Source organism: Pseudomonas sp. IT-P2 (assembly GCF_949767575.1).
Lineage (GTDB): Bacteria > Pseudomonadota > Gammaproteobacteria > Pseudomonadales > Pseudomonadaceae > Aquipseudomonas > Aquipseudomonas pharyngis.
This window is the reverse complement of sequence record NZ_CATKQA010000011.1, coordinates 357,781-374,877: the sequence shown is the minus strand read 5'-3', so window position 1 is coordinate 374,877 and position 17,097 is coordinate 357,781. Positions and strand designations below refer to the sequence as shown.

The window sequence follows — 17,097 nt, the reverse complement described above, 5'->3', positions numbered from 1 at the left end:
CATGGACTTGCCCGTCTATCTCTCACGGCACGCGCCGGACTACCGCGACACTGCCGCCCTCGGCCTGTGTCTGCGGCAACTGGTCGAGGCCGGCCTCGATCGCCTGCCGTTACCCGGCAGCGGTCGTACGCTGGAGCGCTGGCAACGGCTGTCCGAGGTCGGTGGGCACGATCTGGGGCTGTGCAAACTTTATGAAGGTCACACCGACGCGCTGGCGATCATCGAGCAGCTCGGTGGCTCGCCGACGCCCGGCAGCACGTGGGGCATGTGGGCCGCCGAACCACCGCAGGCGCGGGTTCGGGTCAGCCGTTCCGGGCAAATGGTGCGGCTGAATGGACGCAAGGCCTGGTGCTCCGGAGCGGCAGTGCTCAGTCATGCCCTGCTGACGGCGTGGGATGAGGACGATCATCAGCAACTGGTGGCCGTGGCCCTCGACCAACCGGGCGTGACCGTCACCGATCAAGGCTGGCAAGCGGTCGGCATGGCGGCCACCGGCAGCGTCGAGGTGCTGTTCGATGAGGTCGAGGCCCAGGCGATCGGCGATCCTGGCGACTACCTGCAACGTCCGGGTTTCTGGCATGGCGGGATCGGGATCGCCGCGTGCTGGTACGGCGCCGCGAGGGAAATCGGTGAACAGCTGCGCCAGCAATGTGCCCGACGTGAAGAACCTCATTCGCTGGCCAGTCTCGGTGCCGTCGACAGCGCCTTGCACGCCGCAGCTCAAGCGCTGCGCGTCAGTGCGCTGGACATCGACAGCAATCCCCACGCCAACGCCGAGTTGCTGGCCCGCCGCGTACGCGCCGTGGTCGAGGATGCCGCCGAGCAGGTGATCCGCGAGACCGGTCGGGCCCTCGGTGCCGGGCCGTTCTGCAAGGATCCGCACTTTGCCCGCCTGGCGGCCGACCTGCCGGTGTATCTGCGCCAGAGCCACGCCGAACGGGATCTGGCAGTACTGGGCCAACTGGCTGCGCAGCAACCACGCGAGGGTTGGGCCCTATGAAGCGCAATCCGATCATCGGTGAAGGAACCTCTTTGCATGAGTGGCAGGGCTCGCGTCATCTGGCAGCGGTGGAGAGCATCGACATTCTCGACCTGGTTCCGCCGGGATCCCGGGCCGTGGTGATCGCACCGCACCCGGATGATGAAGTGCTCGGTTGTGGCGGGCTGTTGCAACAGCTCGCAGCGGCGGGCCGCACCCTGCAACTGATTTCGGTCACCGATGGCAGCGCCAGTCACCCTGGCTCGGAGCGCTGGCCGGTGGAGCGCCTGAGCGTGGTGCGCCCGCAGGAGTCCGCCGAGGCCCTGCGTCGCCTTGGCCTGCCCATGCATCAGGTGCAATGGCTGCGCGGCGGATTCCCCGACACTCAGGTCGCCGCGCGCGAGTCGATGCTGTGTGACTACTTGACCCGCTACCTGCAACCCGACGACGTGATCTTCACCACCTGGCGCGAAGACGGCCACAGCGACCATGAGGCCGTCGGCCGCGCCAGCGTCGAAGCAGCGTACCGCGTGGGTGCGATTTGCCACGAGCTGCCGGTCTGGACCTGGCACTGGGCGACGCCGGAAGACGCCATCGTGCCCTGGGAGCGGGCGCGCAAGATTCTGCTGAACCCGGCGCAGGTCGCGCGCAAGCGTCACGCAGTGCATGCGTTCGCAAGTCAGCTGGAAGGCGATCCCGACGCAGGCCTGGCACCGGTGCTCGCGCCCTATGTCATCGACCGTTTGCTGCAACCGTTCGAGGTGGTCTTTCTATGAGTGTCGAGGATCGCTACTTCGAAGGCCTGTTCGCCGGCAATAACGACCCCTGGGGATTTCGCCAGCGCTGGTACGAGCAGCGCAAACGCCTTGTCACCCTTGCGGCCCTGCCCCGCCCGCATTACAAGGCGATCTTCGAGCCCGGTTGTGCCAACGGCGAACTGAGTGCCGCGCTGGCCGAGCGCTGCGATCGGCTGTTGTGCTGCGACACCAGCGCCGCCGCAGCCAATCTGGCACGTACCCGGTTGAGCCTGTTCGACCACGCCGAGGTGCATCAAGGTCGCTTGCCGGGCGACTGGCCTGAGGAAAAATTCGACCTGATCATATTCAGCGAAATCGGCTACTACCTTGATCGACAGGATCTGACAGAGGTCATCTGTCGCATCAGCGATTCGTTGACGGCAGGCGGTCAATTGCTGGCCTGTCACTGGCGCCCGCCCATCGATGGCTGCCCGCTTAATGCTCGCCAGGTCCATGACCTGATTCACGAACAGCTGCACATGCCACGACTGGTCCTGCATCAGGAGGCAGATTTCCTGCTGGAAGTCTGGAGTCGCGAACCGCGTTCGGTGGCCGCGCTGGAGGGGTTGCGATGATTGGCATCCTGATCCCGGCACACAACGAAGAAGAGTGGGTCGATGAATGCCTGCAGGCCGCCCTGCGCGCCGCCGGGCATCCGATGCTGGCAGGTGAACCGGTGGAGATCCTGGTAGTGCTCGACAGTTGCACCGACCGTTCGGCGCAGATCGTCAGCCAGTACCCTGTGCGGGCGCTGAGCATCGAGGCACGCAATGTCGGCCAGGCCCGGGCCATCGGTGCGCAACAGCTGCTTGATCGGGGTGCTCGCTGGATTTCCTGCACCGACGCCGACAGCCGCGTCGCCGAAGACTGGCTCGTGGAACAACTGGGATTGGGCACCGATGCCGTGTGCGGCACGGTGACGGTCGAGCGCTGGCATGACACCTTCGATGAAGCCGCGCAGATTCGCTATCACGGTCATTACCAGGCCTGCGAAGGACACCGGCACATCCATGGCGCCAATCTGGGCATCAGCGCACAAGCTTACGTGCGTGCCGGAGGCTTCGAACCATTGACCTGTGACGAAGATGTGCGGCTGGTGCGCCAACTGGAGCTTTGCGGGGCCAGCATCGCCTGGAGTCATCGGCCACAGGTCATTACCAGCGCCCGTCTGGACAGTCGCGCACGCGGCGGTTTTGGCGACTATCTGCGACAGTTGGCACAGACTGAATAAAAAAAAGCGGATCAGATTGATCTGTGACGCGACGAACCGCCCGTCTTGAGCAATACTCTGCTGCGCAGCAATCCAGGGTTCGGAGCGCTGCAGGGCTATCCACCAGCCTTCACGGGTCGTACACGCCTGGCAGCATCACGGCGCGGACGACTGAGGGCGTGACACAACAAGGACGTATCACTCATGAAACCGTTATCCCTCAGCGAAAACGGCCTGCCGGCGCAGATCTGGAACAGCGCCCCGCAGCTCGACAACATTCCCGTCATCAATACCCACACCTTGGTGCCACCCGGCGCCCGTGCCGTGGTCATCGCCCCGCACCCCGGTGATGAAGTGGTGACCTGCGGCGGTTTGCTGCAACTGCTTTCCAGCCTCGGTCATCCCTTGCAACTGCTGTCGATCACCGATGGCAGCGCCAGTCATCCGGGCTCGCGCCAGTGGTCGGAAAAACGCCTGAGCGTGTTCCGTCCGCAGGAAAGCGTCGAAGCCCTGCGCCGCCTCGGTTTGCCGATGCACAGCCTGAAATGGGTGCGCGGTGGTTTCACTGACAACGCCCTGCACGATCAGGAATCTCAATTGACCGAATTCATCGCCCGCTACCTGCGCCCCGGTGATGTGGTCTTCAGCACCTGGTGCGAAGATGGCACCGCTGATCATGAAGTGGTCGGTCGGGCCAGTGCGAAGGCTGCACAACTGGCCGGCGCAACCTACCATGATGTCCCGGTCTGGGCCTGGCACTGGCCGGAACGCGATCAGGGACAGATTCCGTGGCATCGCGCACGCAAGCTGCGCCTCGACACCTGGACCGTTGCGCGCAAGAGCCACGCCACCCACGCCTACGCCAGCCAGCTCAATGGCGAACCGGCGATCGGTATCGCGCCGCTGCTGCCCAAGTCAATTCTGGAGCGTATGCGCCTGCCCTACGAGATCGTCTTCGTCGATTGACTGTCCATCGGGCGCGGGCAGCCAGTCAAAGTGAACTGCCCGCGCCCGGATCAGTCGCATGAACAGGCAGTCATGATTCAGAGGAGTGAACGTGTCCAGCGATCCCGAGCGTCATGTCGTCGACGCGCAGATTTCCACCCCGTCCTCTATCCATCGCTTGCGGGTGCTGACGGTCAACACGCACAAGGGTTTCACCGCGCTCAATCGACGTTTCATCCTTCCGGAACTGCGTGAAGCGGTGCGCAGCACCTCAGCCGATCTGGTGTTTCTGCAGGAAGTGGTGGGCGAACACGAGCGGCATTCCAGCCGCTACCACGAATGGCCGCAGACCTCGCAGTACGAATTCCTCGCCGACAGCATGTGGAGTGACTTTGCCTACGGCCGTAATGCGGTGTACCCCGATGGTCATCACGGCAATGCCCTGTTGTCGAAATACCCGATCCGCGAATACCGCAACCTCGACGTCTCGATTACCGGCCCTGAACGGCGCGGGTTGTTGCATTGCGTACTGGATGTGCCGGGGCATGCCGAAGTGCATGCCATCTGCGTACACCTGAGCCTGCTCGAAAGCCATCGGCAATTGCAGTTGCAGCTGCTTTGTCAGTTGCTCGAATCCCTGCCCGACGACGCGCCAGTGATCATCGCCGGCGACTTCAATGACTGGCAGTTGCAGGGTAACGTTGCCCTCGCCCGCCGAGACTACCTGCACGAAGCCTTCGAACGCCATCACGGCCGCCCGGCCAAGACTTATCCCGCGCGTTTCCCGCTGCTGCGACTGGATCGGATCTACCTGCGCAATGCCAGCAGCCACGACCCGCAGATCCTCGGCAACAAACCGTGGACGCATCTTTCGGATCATTTGCCGCTGGCGGTTGAAGTGCATTTATAGCGCGATACTGACAGCTGTCCTTACATACGCAACGATGCGAAATTGGTCGCCAGGCCCGGTTTCGCAGACCGACTGTCGGTTGCGAAAGATCTCTGCCTCACGGTTTCCACAGCGTTTAGCTCTACAAACAAGAACTTAGATAAGTGCGGAAAAACAAAAACTTGCATCACCCGTTTTGACCAGACCGCTCATCGTCCAATTTCTTGACGCAAGGGCTGGGGTCTTCTTAGCTCTACCTTACTACCCCCGGAAATACTACTCGGGGCGAACCCCAGGTCACTCGTCAAAACGGGCGGCCACGGGTTCGCCACGCTCCATTCGGTCGCCCCTCGTTCGGGGTAGGAGAGACGCCAAGGCGAGATACCACATGCGCTAGCAAGGTAGAACTCCATGAAAACCTCACTCACCTCACAAGAGATCAAAGTTACCTTTTGCACTGTTTCAAGTTCTATCTTGCTGTGCTCGTCCATGGAGGCGCAGGCGGGTCCTGTGGCGGACGAGGCGACCCCCTGGTATCGCCAGGACATTCCCGTCATGACCCTCCCCGCCACGGTCGTGACTCCGGGCCCGCAACGGCTCAGCCCACAGCCGGACCTGCGCGGTACAAAGCTGATTACCGAAGACCTCGCCCCCTCGGCCTGGGAGCAGCTTTACGGTCCGACGTCCCGTCAGGCGCAAACCGACGTCCTCAGCCCGGGCTTCGCCATACCCGGCACCGGTGACTTCAAGGGCCCCGCCGTGCTGACACTGAAGAGCAGCAGCGGCCACACCCAGCAGGTCGGCCTGATCGGCGGTGTGAATCAGATCAGGGGCAATGGCAACGGCCTGATCACCAGCCGCGCCCTCGTCGACCCGACCACCGACACCCTCAACCTGCAAGGCCAAAGCCTGGGCGCTTACTACAGCCTGATTGGCCCGCAAGGCTGGCACGTCGATCTGTCGGCCAGTGGCGGCCGAGTCAGCGGTTTCAGCCGTAACGAGCAAGGCGAACGCTTGGCCACCGAAGGCAGCGCGATGACGCTTTCGGTGGAAGGCGGATTCCCGATCGGTCTGGGGGAAAACTGGGTCGTTGAACCGCAGGCGCAATTGATCAATCAGCGCATCACCCTCGACACGCCCTATGCGGGCTCGGGCAATGCGTCTTCCAGCGACATTTCATCGTGGAGCGGTCGGGTCGGTGCGCGTTTGAAAGGTAGCTATGACCTGAACGGTTTGCCCGTCGAGCCCTACGTGCGCACGAACTTGTGGCACACGGTGTATACCGGCAACACGGTGACGCTGGATCAGGTGGACAAGATCAGCAGCAGCCGCAAGTCCTCGACGGTGGAAGTCGGCCTGGGGCTGGTGGCGAGAATGACACCGACGGTGAGCCTGTACGTCAGCGCCGATTACAGCAGCGACGTGGACGACAACGACTTGAACGGGTTGATTGGCAGCCTGGGGATCCGGATGCGCTGGTAACTTCTTCTGCATGATCGTTCCCACGCTCTGCGTGGGAATGCAGCCCGGGACGCTCCGCGTCCCTTCCAGAGCTGGAACGCGGAGCGTCCCTAGAGGCATTCCCACGCAGAGCGTGGGAACGATCTCGCGTGGGGTCAGCCCTCAGGTTTAAGGATCAACACCGCCAGCGGCGGCAGGTTCAGCTCCAGCGACAACGCCTGCCCATGGCTGGCCACCTCTTCGGTGAACGCCCCGCCACCATTGCCATAGTTGGAACCGGCGTAGGTGTCGGCATCACTGTTGAGCAATTCCTTCCAGCGCCCGGCAAACGGCACACCGACCCGGTAAGACTGGCGCGGCACCGGGGTGAAGTTGGCCACCACCAGCACCGGCGTGCCGTCCTTGCTCCAGCGCAACCAGGCATAAACGCTGTTGATCGCATCATCGCCGATCAACCACTGAAAGCCTTGCGGCGCATCGTCCTGCTCGTGCAGCGCCGGCTCTTCGCGGTAGAGCCGGTTGAGGTCGCCAACCAGTTTCTGCACGCCTTGGTGTTCCGAATATTGCAGCAGATACCAGTCCAGTTGCTGGTCGTGGTTCCACTCGCGCCACTGACCGAACTCGCAGCCCATGAACAGCAACTTCTTGCCCGGATGGGTCCACATGAAGCTCAGGTAGGCGCGCAGGTTGGCGAATTTCTGCCAGCGGTCGCCGGGCATCTTGTCGATCAGCGAATGCTTGCCGTGAACCACTTCGTCGTGGGAAATCGGCAGGATGAACCGCTCGGACCAGGCGTAGACCAGACCAAAACTCAACTCGTTGTGGTGATGGGCGCGGTATACCGGATCCTGCTGAATGTAATGCAGCGAGTCGTGCATCCAGCCCATGTTCCATTTATAGGCAAACCCGAGCCCGCCCTGTTGGGTGCTCTGGCTGACGCCCGGCCACGCCGTGGACTCCTCGGCGATCACCAGCGCGCCCGGTGCTTCCAGTGCCACCACGTCGTTCAAGTGCCGCAGGAAGTCGATGGCTTCCAGGTTCTCGCGACCGCCATGACGATTGGGCACCCACTCGCCGGCCTTGCGCGAATAATCGCGATAGAGCATCGACGCAACCGCATCGACCCGCAGCCCATCAACGTGGAAATGCTTCAACCAGTGCAGCGCCGACGCCAGCATGTAGCCGTGCACTTCGGTGCGGCCCAGGTTGTAGATCAGCGTGTCCCAGTCCTGATGAAAACCTTCTTGCGGGTTGCCGTACTCATACAACGCCGTGCCATCGAACTGCGCCAGACCGTGGGTATCGGTGGGGAAATGCGCCGGCACCCAGTCGAGAATCACACCGATGCCGGCCTGGTGGCAGGCATTGACGAAATCGCCGAACTGCTCGGGCGTGCCGTATCGCGCACTGGGAGCGAACTGCGACAGCAACTGATAGCCCCACGAACCGCCGAACGGGTGCTCCATGATCGGCATCAGTTCGATGTGGGTGAAGCCCAGCTCCTTCACGTAGGGAATCAAGCGCTCGGCCAGTTCCGGCCAGGTGTACTGACGCTCCACTTCGCCCAGATCATCGAGTTCGCACTGCCAGGATCCGGCGTGCAACTCATAGATCGACAGCGGCGCGCTGTGCTGCTGGCGCTCGTGGCGGCTGCTCATCCAGTCCTGATCCTGCCAGTCGATCTGCAACGGCGCGGCGACTTTTGACGCAGTGTCCGGCGGCAGGCTGGTGGCCAGTGCCATCGGGTCGGCCTTGAGCGGCAGAATGCCGTGAGCGCCGAGGATTTCGTACTTGTACAGTTCCCCCGCCTGCAGGCGCGGAATGAACAATTCCCACACGCCAGACGGATGTCGCAGGCGCATCGGATGCCGTCGGCCATCCCAGACGTTGAAGTCACCGACCACCGACACCCGCCGGGCATTCGGCGCCCACACGGCAAAGCGCACACCGTCGACGCCATCGACGGTTTTCAGCTGCGCGCCGAGGCAGCTGCTGAGGTCGCGGTGATTGCCTTCGGCGAACAGATACAAGTCCATTTCACCGAGCAACTGACCAAAGCTGTAGGGATCTTCCGCGACCTGTTCACCACCGGCCCAGCGGGTGCGCAACAGGTACGGCCGTGCGCCCTCGAAATGCCCGACGAACAGCCCCGGCGTTTCGGTAGCCTCCAGCGGACCGAGCTCTTCGCCACTGTTTTTATCGACAACAGAAACACTCAACGCGCCGGGCAGATACGCCCGGATAAACTGCCCGCCGGCGCCATCGCCGTGGGGGCCAAGAATGGAAAACGGGTCGTGGTGTTCTGCGCGCACCAAGGCATCAATGTCTTTTGCAGTGGGCAGCAATCTTTCTTTAGCGTGACCCTGTTCCCTGTTCGAGAAACTCATGACTACTCTCCACCAAGATCGGAAAAGGGTTTGAGCCCCGTCAATAACCCATACAGACCGTGCAGCGGCACGGGCAGCCAGGTGGGGCGATTTTCGGCTTCATAGGCCACTTCGTAGGCCGCTTTCTCCAGACCGAACAACGCCAGTGCGGCGTCGGCACCTTCAGGATCTTGCCAGGCATGATCAAGACTAGCTGCTGCCTGACGATATGCCTGGAGAAAGGCTTCCCGGGCTTCACGCAGATAACGCTCCGTGACCCGCCGACGCGCGGCTTCGGCCTCGGGGCTGTTGTCGACGTTGTGCACATTCAGCGCCATGGCCGCGGCATAGTCGAAGGAGCGCAGCACTCCGCTGACGTCCTTGTAAGGACTGTGCTTGCCACGGCGCTCGGCCAGTGGCCGCGCCGGTTCGCCCTCGAAGTCGATCAGATAGGCATCGCCCTTGATTACCAGCACCTGCCCCAAATGCAGGTCGCCGTGCACACGAATCCGCAGACCGCCGGCGGATTGCTTGGCCAGTTCCTGCACGTGGGCAAGGATGGTTTTCTTGTTGTCGAGCAAACGAGCGACCAGCTTCTGATCCGCCGCATCGAGCTCGCCCTGATGCTGTTTGAGCAGCTTCAGCGCATGCTCGACCTGCGCCGCGACATCCTTGCCGCTCGTCTGCGCATCCTTTGCCGAACTGACTTGCGGCGCGAAGTCCTTGTTGTCGCTCGGCGCTGCCAGTACCTGATGCATTTCCCCCAGACGCTGGCCGAGCATGCCGGCGAAATCCTTCAGTTCGCCCAAGGCGTTGTAGTGCTGCGCCTGCTCGGACACGGCGTCAGCCAGTTCGTCGCGCAGCGCCCGTTCGAGGTTGTTCTGCGTCCATTCCCAGGCGTCGCCCTGATTGCTCAGATAGCCCTGTGCAATCATCAATAGATTGTCTTCACCATCGGCGCCGCGGCGAATCACCGAACCCAGCAGCGGTGAGATATTGGCAAATCCGGCTGCGGTCAGGTAAGCGCTCATCTCCAGTTCCGGGTGTACGCCAGAAGCGACTTTTCGGATCAGCTTAAGTACCAGACTGTTGCCGATCACCACTGAGCTGTTGGATTGCTCGGCGGACAGATAGCGCACTTCGGATTCCGCGCCGAGGCCGAGTTTTTCCAGTTGCGGCGTCGCCTCGAAACGGATCTCGCCATCACTGGACTCCAGCACCGTACCGCCCTGCATGCCTTGCAGCACCGCGCGAACAAATGCTTCAAGACTGAACGCATCGGTAATCAACCCGACCTGACGAACCCGGCGCACTCGGGCCAGGGCCAGTTGTTGCGGCAACGCCGGCCCGACCTGATCTTCGGCAATGAAGCCGAACGGCAATTGATAACGGCTGGTCTGCCCGCCGCTCTGCACTTCGATTTCGCTGAACAACACCGGATGCTGCGCATCGCCGAAGCGCACGCCGTAGGCCAGTTTCACCTGGTCGATGGCCGCGTCCTTGCCGGCGAACCAGCGGCGGTTCTGCAGCCAGCTCGGCAGGATCGCCTGCTCGAGGGTGGCGCGGGACGGCGCCTCGAGCAGTTCTTCCATGCGTTTTTTCAACACCAGCGTGGTGAAGTCCGGCAGGCTCTGCGCAGGTTCCACGTGCCAGCTCGGCATCTGGTTTTCCGCCGCCAGGCCGAACCAGTAGAAACCGTAGGGCGGCAGGGTCAGCAGGAAACTCAACTGGCCGATGGGCGGGAACGCGTTACCACCGAGCATTTCCACCGGCACCATGCCGACGTAAGCCGACAAGTCGAGTTCCACCGCTTGTGCACTGCGTGACACGTTGGCTACGCACAGAATGATTTCGTGCTTGCCGTCCGGCCCGGTGTATTCGCGGGTGTAGGCCAGCACGCGACGGTTGGCCGGCGACAACATCTTCAAGGTGCCACGACCGAACGCCTTGGATTGCTTGCGCACGGTCAGCAGGCGTCGGGTCCAGTTCAGCAGCGAATGCGGGTCGCCGGCCTGGGTTTCGACGTTGACCGACTGATAGCCGTATTGCGGGTCCATGATCGGCGGCAACACCAGACTGGCCGGGTCGGCGCGGGAGAAGCCGCCGTTGCGGTCGATCGACCATTGCATCGGCGTACGCACGCCGTCGCGGTCGCCCAGATAGATGTTGTCGCCCATGCCGATTTCATCGCCGTAATACAGGGTCGGCGTGCCGGGCATCGACAGCAGCAGGCTGTTGAGCAACTCGATGCGGCGGCGGTCGCGCTCCATCAGCGGCGCCAGACGGCGGCGGATGCCAAGGTTGATCCGCGCACGACGGTCAGCGGCGTAGTAGTTCCACAGGTAGTCGCGCTCCTTGTCGGTGACCATCTCCAGCGTCAGCTCATCGTGGTTGCGCAGGAAAATCGCCCATTGGCAGTTGGCCGGGATTTCCGGGGTCTGACGCAGGATGTCGGTGATCGGAAAGCGATCCTCTTGGGCCAGCGCCATGTACATGCGCGGCATCAACGGGAAGTGGAACGCCATGTGACACTCGTCACCATTCACGCCCTCGGCGTCGGTGTCACCAAAATACAGCTGGGTGTCTTCGGGCCATTGGTTGGCTTCGGCCAGCAGCATGCGATCGGGGTAATTGGCGTCAATCTCGGCGCGGATCTGCTTGAGAACGTCGTGGGTTTCCGGGAGGTTTTCGTTGTTGGTGCCATCGCGCTCGATCAGGTACGGAATCGCATCCAGGCGCAGGCCGTCGATGCCCATGTCCAGCCAGTAACGCATGACCGACAGCACGGCTTTCATGACTTGCGGGTTGTCGAAATTCAGATCCGGCTGGTGCGAATAGAAGCGGTGCCAGAAGTATTGGCCCGCCACCGGATCCCAGGTCCAGTTGGACTTTTCGGTGTCGAGGAAAATGATCCGGGTGCCGTCGTATTTTTGATCGTCATCCGACCACACATAGAAATCCCGCGCTGCCGAGCCGGGCTTGGCCTTGCGCGCCCGCTGAAACCACGGATGCTGATCGGAGGTGTGGTTAATGACCAGCTCGGTGATCACCCGCAGGCCACGCTTGTGCGCTTCGGCAATGAAGCGCTTGGCGTCGGCCATCGTCCCGTAATCGCTGTGGACGCCCCGGTATTCGGCGATGTCGTAACCGTCGTCGCGGCGTGGCGAGGGGTAGAACGGCAACAGCCAGATGGTGTTGACGCCAAGATCGGCGATGTAATCGAGTTTGGCGATCAGGCCCGGAAAGTCGCCGATCCCGTCGTTATTCGAATCGAAAAAGGATTTGACGTGAACTTGATAGATGACCGCGTCCTTGTACCAGAGCGGATCCTTGATAAAGGTGGCTGCCTTGGGTTTCTTCGCCATGTGAAACTCCTGTTGAATTCATTGAAGCCGAAGCTGCTTCTGATCGTTCCCACGCTCCGCGTGGGAATGCCGCCATGGACGCTCTGCGTCCGCTTTGGGACGCGGAGCGTCCCGGTATGGATTCCCACGCGGAGCGTGGGAACGATCAGGAACCGATCAAGTCGATCAGGAAGAAGTAATGCGCCAGATTCCAAACGGCTGATATGCCGGGTCGATCCGCATGAACTGGTACTTGCCGTGCCAGTCCCAGCGATGGCCGTTCATCAGGTCTTCGCCGTGGGTGGTAGCATCGTCCGGCAGGCCCATTTCCCACAGCGGCAGCTCGAAATTCGCCTCCTGTACGTTATGCGGATCCAGGCTGACGGCCACCAGAATGAAGTTGCTGCCGTCCGCACTGCGCTTGCCGAAATACAGAATGTTGTCGTTCCAGGCGTTGTAGATCTTCAGGCCCAGATGGCTGTGCAGCGCCGGGTTCTGGCGGCGGATGCGGTTGAGCTGGGCGATCTCGGCAATGATATTGCCGGGCTGGTTGAAGTCGCGGACGCGGATCTCGTACTTCTCGGAATCGAGGTATTCCTCCTTGCCCGGCACCGGCGCCGATTCGCACAGTTCAAACCCCGAGTACATGCCCCACAGGCCCGAACCCATGGTCGCCAGCGCGGCGCGGATGAGAAACCCGGGACGTCCCGACTCATGCAGAAACGCCGGGTTGATGTCCGGGGTGTTGACGAAGAAATTCGGCCGGTAGCACTCGCGCCACGGCGATTCATTGAGTTCGCTGAAATAGGTCGCCAGTTCGGCCTTGGTGTTGCGCCAGGTGAAATAGGTGTAGCTCTGGGTGTACCCGACCTTGCCCAGCCGCGCCATCATCGCCGGGGTGGTAAAGGCTTCGGCGAGGAAAATCACTTCCGGGTACAACGTACGGACATCAGCGATCAGCCATTGCCAGAACGGCAACGGCTTGGTGTGCGGGTTATCGACGCGAAAGATCTTCACGCCCTCCTGCACCCAGCCGACCACGATGTCGCGCAGCTCGACCCACAGGCTCGGAATCGCTTCCGGTGCGTAGAAGTCGACGTTGACGATGTCCTGGTATTTCTTCGGCGGGTTCTCCGCGTATTTGATCGTGCCGTCCGGCCGCCAGTTGAACCAGCCCGGATGCTGCTTCAGCCACGGGTGATCCTGGGAACACTGGATCGCGAAGTCGAGAGCGATTTCCAGACCATGCTCGGCAGCGGCGGCCACCAGCCGACGGAAGTCCTCACGGGTGCCGAGTTGCGAGTGAATCGCTTCGTGGCCGCCCTCCTCGCTGCCGATCGCATACGGGCTGCCGGGATCGTCCGGGCCGGCGCTCAGAGAATTGTTGCGCCCCTTGCGATGGCTGCGGCCAATCGGGTGGATCGGCGTGAAGTACAACACGTCAAAACCCATGTCCTGAATCATCGGCAGGCGCGAGTGCACGTCATTGAAGGTGCCGTGGCGGGCGGGATCGTCGGTGATCGAGCGGGGAAACAGTTCGTACCAACTGGCGAATTCCGCCAATTCGCGCTCGACGTCCACCGGGAATTCCGCACTGAGGCTCAGGTAGGCGCGGTGATCGGCCTCGGCCATCAGTTGCGCACTGCGCGAGTGCAGAAACAACGCGACCTGCTCGGTTTCGAGCAGGCCGGACAATTCGTGGTGCAAGCCGGCCAGTTGTTCGCTGAGCTGACCTTCGCTGCGCTCGGCGGCCTGCTGCACCATGGTGCGTCCCTCTTGCAGCTCGAGGCTGACCGGGACGCCGGCGGTGTGCTTTTTCTCCAGTTCGTACTGAAAACTGGCGAACTGGTCGATCCAGGCTTCGATCAGGAACAGATAACGGCCCATGCGCTGCGGCTGAAACACACCGCGCCAGCCATTGTTGCCCTGATCGCTCATGACTTCGGTCTGCCAGGTCTCGTCACCCTCTTCGCGCCAGCGGATGCGCACCGCCAGTTTGTCGTGACCGTCAGCGAACACCTTGCTGGTAACCACGATCTCCCGACCTGCGATCGCCTTGACGGCAAACTGCCCGCCGTCGAGGGTCGGCATGGTGTTTTCAATGACGATGCGCGGCAACAGCAAGGCCTGCGACAGCGGCATGTGCGGGTTGTAGCTCTGTTCGGAAGGTTTTTCAGCAGTCATTGAGCATCTCTCCTTAACGCCCCAAGGACGCTCGTTTGCCTGTTTGGCGGTCACGGTCGGGCCTGGGCCCGGATGAACTCTCTCAGGTTCCGAGCGGCCGTCGCCGGGAAAAGTTCACAGGGATTTGCCGCGCTACAAAATCGGATCGATTTCGCAGTGAAGTGGTCAATCCACTTAAGCACGTCCCACGCCAAGTGCCACACGGAGGTTCACCCGATGACTATTCCGATTCCCGCTGAAACACCCGATCCGAACATCGACAAACCGACCCTGCCCGAAACCGAACCGCAACCGATTCCCGAACAGGAGCCGCCTGGCACCACGCCACCGCCCAAGGAAGAACCGCCGACGACCATGCCGCCGGTAATCGTCTGATCAGCGTAGGTCGTTGTGGTCTTTCTCGATGCGGTCCTTCTCGATGTGATCCTTTTCGAAGACCCTGACGATCCGCGGCATGACACTGAAGATCCCCAACGCGAGCAACGTACTGAGCACCGCCGTCGCCTCGCGGCCCAGACCGGCCGCGACGCCGATGGCGGCGGTCATCCACAAACCGGCGGCGGTGGTCAGGCCCTTGACGTGGCCTTCGTCGCCTTCGTGATTCTTGAGGATGGTGCCGGCGCCGAGAAAGCCGATCCCGGCAATCACGCCCTGCACCACCCGGCTCATGGCATCGGCCTGGGATCCGGACAATTGCGGTACCAGCACGAACAACGCCGCGCCAAGGGCTACCAGCATGTGCGTTCGCACCCCGGCAGCCTTGCCCTTGTGCTCGCGCTCAAACCCGAGAATCCCGCCCAATATGGCCGCCATCAACAGGCGCACGGTGATCCGGGTCAGCTGCGACGCATCGCCGATGTCGGCGAATTCCGCTTGCAGGGTTTCCCACACTTCATGCCACCAGGCGTTCATCGTCCAGTCCTTGTTATGAGTTGATAAAGGATGGACAGCGCCGACCATTAATCGGTTGCGTAGAACGATCTGCAGAACCGCGCACCCTAACGATTCAGACTCCCGTGAAAAAAGGACAACCCCATGCCCCTTCGTATCGATGAAAGCAATCCGGAATCGAAAGTCTGTTTTTTCACCGTTGAAAACGGTGAGGAAATCCGGATCTGCGACACGCTGGAAGTCAGGACCGATAGCGAAAAAGCCATGTCGTTCGTCGAAGTGGAAGGACGGCGCATCTACGTCACCGAGGCCGAAGCTGATGCGTTGACCGTCGCAGGCGCCCGGGATGGGCGCAAACACCTGAAGGCCGACGACAGTGATTCGGTGATTTGACTGACCTCGATCAACAACCGGCGCAGGCGTCTGGGATAGGCATTTGCGCCTTGGCCTGCGGGCTGCTTCAAGTTGTCGCAGGCGTGGCAGAACAGCCCATCTGATACGCTTTTTATTGAAATAGCTGAGTCTGTTATGCAAACAGATCGGCGCTCATAGTTCCCTGGCCTGATGGAGGCTGATGAGCGAACGACCATGAGCGAACGAATCCCCGTCCGAACCGTAGAAGCATCTCCCCGGATAAAAAAAGTCCCGGCGCGCCCAATGAAGGCGAAACACGCCACCAGCGACAATCAGATTTTCACCCGCAGCTTCACCGGCCTGTTCCGCACCTTGCGCATGAGTGGTGCGGGGTTTCTGTTCCTGTTGTTTTTCGGCACGGTGTGGCTGAACTGGGGCGGTCGTCAGGCAGTGCTCTGGGACCTTTCCGAAAGCAAATTCCACATCTTTGGCGCGACGTTCTGGCCGCAGGATTTCATTCTGCTCTCGGCGCTGCTGATCATCGCCGCGTTCGGCCTGTTCGCGATTACCGTGTTCGCCGGCCGGGTCTGGTGTGGCTACACCTGCCCGCAGAGTTCGTGGACGTGGATCTTCATGTGGTGCGAGAAGATCACCGAAGGCGAGCGCAACCAGCGGATCAAATTGCAGGCGGCGCCGTGGAGCCTGAACAAACTGGCGCGGCGTGCGGCCAAGCACACGCTGTGGCTGGCAATCAGCGTGCTGACCGGCCTGACCTTCGTCGGCTACTTCACCCCGATCCGGCCGCTGGCCGAAGAACTGCTGACCTTGCAGATCGGCGGTGTCAGCCTGTTCTGGGTGCTGTTCTTTACCGCCGCCACCTACATAAATGCCGGCTGGCTGCGTGAAGCGGTGTGCATGCACATGTGCCCGTATGCGCGATTCCAGAGCGTGATGTTCGACAAGGACACCCTGACCATTTCATACGACGCCGCCCGTGGCGAAAACCGGGGCCCGCGCAAGCGCGAGGTGAAACCGGCCGAAGCCGGCCTCGGCGATTGCATCGACTGCCAGTTGTGCGTGCAGGTCTGCCCGACCGGCATCGACATCCGCGACGGCCTGCAAATGGAATGCATCGGTTGCGCGGCGTGCATCGATGCCTGCGACTCGATCATGGACAAGATGAATTACCCCCGTGGCCTGATTCGCTACACCTCCGAGCGTGAATTGCAGGGTGGCAAGACGCATCTGCTGCGTCCAAGGCTGATCGGCTACGTCGCGGTGCTGGTGGTGATGATCGGCGCCCTCGCCCTGGCGTTGGTGGAACGACCAATGGTCTCGCTGGACGTGACCAAGGACCGTGGCCTGTTCCGTGAAAACGCTCAGGGCCAGATTGAAAACATCTACACCCTCAAGGTCATCAACAAGACCCAGCAGCGGCAGGACTACAACCTGACGCTGGTGGACGGTGAAGGCTTCGAGCTGCAAGGCAAGACCGAACTGAGCCTGGCGCCGGGCGAGATCGTCGATGTGCCGGTGTCGGTGGCGATGACCTCCGAACGCCCGGCCAGCAGCTCACAGACCTTGAGTTTCAAGATTGCCGACAGTGATGAGCCGGGGATTTATAGCGTGGCGAAGAGCCGGTTTGTTGCGCCGATGAATCGCTGATCCCTTAGAATC

The 17,097-nt window shown here is 61.7% G+C and carries 14 protein-coding genes; 10 read left to right on the top strand and 4 right to left on the bottom strand.

What is annotated here, in order from left to right; all coding sequences use genetic code 11:
• Nucleotide 1 precedes the first annotated feature (1 nt).
• The 7 genes from ACM6JM_RS08520 (at nt 2) to ACM6JM_RS08490 (ending at nt 6,302) form a co-directional block, all read left to right on the top strand.
• Nucleotides 2-1,000 (top strand): acyl-CoA dehydrogenase family protein, encoded by a 999-nt coding sequence (locus tag ACM6JM_RS08520; protein ID WP_414881667.1) that lies wholly within the window; start codon nt 2-4, stop codon nt 998-1,000.
• The gene (locus ACM6JM_RS08515) at nt 997-1,755 is read left to right on the top strand and encodes a PIG-L deacetylase family protein (RefSeq protein WP_064596297.1); all 759 of its coding nucleotides are present in this window, start codon (nt 997-999) and stop codon (nt 1,753-1,755) included. Before ACM6JM_RS08520 ends, ACM6JM_RS08515 begins: the two co-directional genes overlap by 4 nt.
• Nucleotides 1,752-2,351 carry an SAM-dependent methyltransferase gene (locus tag ACM6JM_RS08510; protein ID WP_414881666.1) on the top strand — a complete coding sequence of 200 codons (600 nt, stop codon included), beginning with the start codon at nt 1,752-1,754 and terminating at the stop codon, nt 2,349-2,351. Before ACM6JM_RS08515 ends, ACM6JM_RS08510 begins: the two co-directional genes overlap by 4 nt.
• The gene (locus tag ACM6JM_RS08505; protein ID WP_134333785.1) at nt 2,348-3,007 is read left to right on the top strand and encodes a glycosyltransferase; all 660 of its coding nucleotides are present in this window, start codon (nt 2,348-2,350) and stop codon (nt 3,005-3,007) included. The genes ACM6JM_RS08510 and ACM6JM_RS08505 overlap by 4 nt, the downstream gene beginning before the upstream one ends.
• A 183-nt stretch (nt 3,008-3,190) precedes the next feature.
• The gene (locus ACM6JM_RS08500; protein ID WP_039768126.1) at nt 3,191-3,952 is read left to right on the top strand and encodes a PIG-L deacetylase family protein; all 762 of its coding nucleotides are present in this window, start codon (nt 3,191-3,193) and stop codon (nt 3,950-3,952) included.
• A 91-nt stretch (nt 3,953-4,043) separates the two neighbouring features.
• Nucleotides 4,044-4,841, top strand: coding sequence for an endonuclease/exonuclease/phosphatase family protein (locus ACM6JM_RS08495; protein WP_414881665.1), 798 nt, complete (start codon nt 4,044-4,046; stop codon nt 4,839-4,841).
• A gap of 390 nt (nt 4,842-5,231) precedes the next feature.
• On the top strand, nt 5,232-6,302 hold the full coding sequence (locus tag ACM6JM_RS08490) for an autotransporter outer membrane beta-barrel domain-containing protein (RefSeq protein WP_414881664.1): 1,071 nt from the start codon (nt 5,232-5,234) through the stop codon (nt 6,300-6,302).
• 134 nt (nt 6,303-6,436) lie between these two features.
• Here ACM6JM_RS08490 and glgB read toward each other — a convergent pair whose 3' ends face one another.
• The 3 genes from glgB to ACM6JM_RS08475 all read right to left on the bottom strand — a co-directional run bounded on the left by glgB (nt 6,437) and on the right by ACM6JM_RS08475 (nt 14,175).
• Nucleotides 6,437-8,668 (bottom strand): 1,4-alpha-glucan branching protein GlgB, encoded by a 2,232-nt coding sequence (gene glgB, locus ACM6JM_RS08485; protein ID WP_414881663.1) that lies wholly within the window; start codon nt 8,666-8,668, stop codon nt 6,437-6,439.
• Between the two features lie 2 nt (nt 8,669-8,670).
• Entirely contained in the window at nt 8,671-12,012 is a 3,342-nt protein-coding gene (gene treS, locus ACM6JM_RS08480) for a maltose alpha-D-glucosyltransferase (RefSeq protein WP_414881661.1), read from the bottom strand.
• Between the two features lie 165 nt (nt 12,013-12,177).
• The gene (locus ACM6JM_RS08475; RefSeq protein WP_414881660.1) at nt 12,178-14,175 is read right to left on the bottom strand and encodes an alpha-1,4-glucan--maltose-1-phosphate maltosyltransferase; all 1,998 of its coding nucleotides are present in this window, start codon (nt 14,173-14,175) and stop codon (nt 12,178-12,180) included.
• Nucleotides 14,176-14,391: 216 nt separating this feature from the next.
• Here ACM6JM_RS08475 and ACM6JM_RS08470 point away from each other — a divergent pair, with 216 nt between their 5' ends.
• Complete coding sequence (locus ACM6JM_RS08470; RefSeq protein WP_165369575.1) at nt 14,392-14,550, top strand: hypothetical protein; 159 nt, start codon at nt 14,392-14,394, stop codon at nt 14,548-14,550.
• On the opposite strand, the gene ACM6JM_RS08465 is transcribed toward ACM6JM_RS08470, so the two are convergent.
• Nucleotides 14,551-15,087 carry an MgtC/SapB family protein gene (locus tag ACM6JM_RS08465; RefSeq protein ID WP_039768121.1) on the bottom strand — a complete coding sequence of 179 codons (537 nt, stop codon included), beginning with the start codon at nt 15,085-15,087 and terminating at the stop codon, nt 14,551-14,553.
• A gap of 123 nt (nt 15,088-15,210) precedes the next feature.
• Here ACM6JM_RS08465 and ACM6JM_RS08460 point away from each other — a divergent pair, with 123 nt between their 5' ends.
• Both ACM6JM_RS08460 and ccoG read left to right on the top strand, forming a co-directional pair.
• A complete protein-coding gene (locus ACM6JM_RS08460) occupies nt 15,211-15,459 on the top strand; it encodes a DUF3203 family protein (protein WP_007952135.1) in 249 nt (82 codons plus the stop codon).
• Nucleotides 15,460-15,654: 195 nt separating this feature from the next.
• Nucleotides 15,655-17,085 carry a cytochrome c oxidase accessory protein CcoG gene (gene ccoG / locus ACM6JM_RS08455; protein WP_414881659.1) on the top strand — a complete coding sequence of 477 codons (1,431 nt, stop codon included), beginning with the start codon at nt 15,655-15,657 and terminating at the stop codon, nt 17,083-17,085.
• Nucleotides 17,086-17,097 lie beyond the last annotated feature (12 nt).

Excerpts from the sequence above, each read along its gene's own strand:
- ACM6JM_RS08520 (WP_414881667.1), top strand. The coding sequence starts at position 2 with ATGGACTTGCCCGTCTATCTCTCACGGCACGCGCCGGACTACCGCGAC.
- ACM6JM_RS08515 (WP_064596297.1), top strand. The coding sequence starts at position 997 with ATGAAGCGCAATCCGATCATCGGTGAAGGAACCTCTTTGCATGAGTGG.
- ACM6JM_RS08510 (WP_414881666.1), top strand. The coding sequence starts at position 1,752 with ATGAGTGTCGAGGATCGCTACTTCGAAGGCCTGTTCGCCGGCAATAAC.
- ACM6JM_RS08505 (WP_134333785.1), top strand. The coding sequence starts at position 2,348 with ATGATTGGCATCCTGATCCCGGCACACAACGAAGAAGAGTGGGTCGAT.
- ACM6JM_RS08500 (WP_039768126.1), top strand. The coding sequence starts at position 3,191 with ATGAAACCGTTATCCCTCAGCGAAAACGGCCTGCCGGCGCAGATCTGG.
- ACM6JM_RS08490 (WP_414881664.1), top strand. The coding sequence starts at position 5,232 with ATGAAAACCTCACTCACCTCACAAGAGATCAAAGTTACCTTTTGCACT.
- glgB (WP_414881663.1), bottom strand. The coding sequence starts at position 8,668 with ATGAGTTTCTCGAACAGGGAACAGGGTCACGCTAAAGAAAGATTGCTG.
- treS (WP_414881661.1), bottom strand. The coding sequence starts at position 12,012 with ATGGCGAAGAAACCCAAGGCAGCCACCTTTATCAAGGATCCGCTCTGG.
- ACM6JM_RS08475 (WP_414881660.1), bottom strand. The coding sequence starts at position 14,175 with ATGACTGCTGAAAAACCTTCCGAACAGAGCTACAACCCGCACATGCCG.
- ACM6JM_RS08470 (WP_165369575.1), top strand. The coding sequence starts at position 14,392 with ATGACTATTCCGATTCCCGCTGAAACACCCGATCCGAACATCGACAAA.
- ACM6JM_RS08465 (WP_039768121.1), bottom strand. The coding sequence starts at position 15,087 with ATGAACGCCTGGTGGCATGAAGTGTGGGAAACCCTGCAAGCGGAATTC.
- ACM6JM_RS08460 (WP_007952135.1), top strand. The coding sequence starts at position 15,211 with ATGCCCCTTCGTATCGATGAAAGCAATCCGGAATCGAAAGTCTGTTTT.
- ccoG (WP_414881659.1), top strand. The coding sequence starts at position 15,655 with ATGAGCGAACGAATCCCCGTCCGAACCGTAGAAGCATCTCCCCGGATA.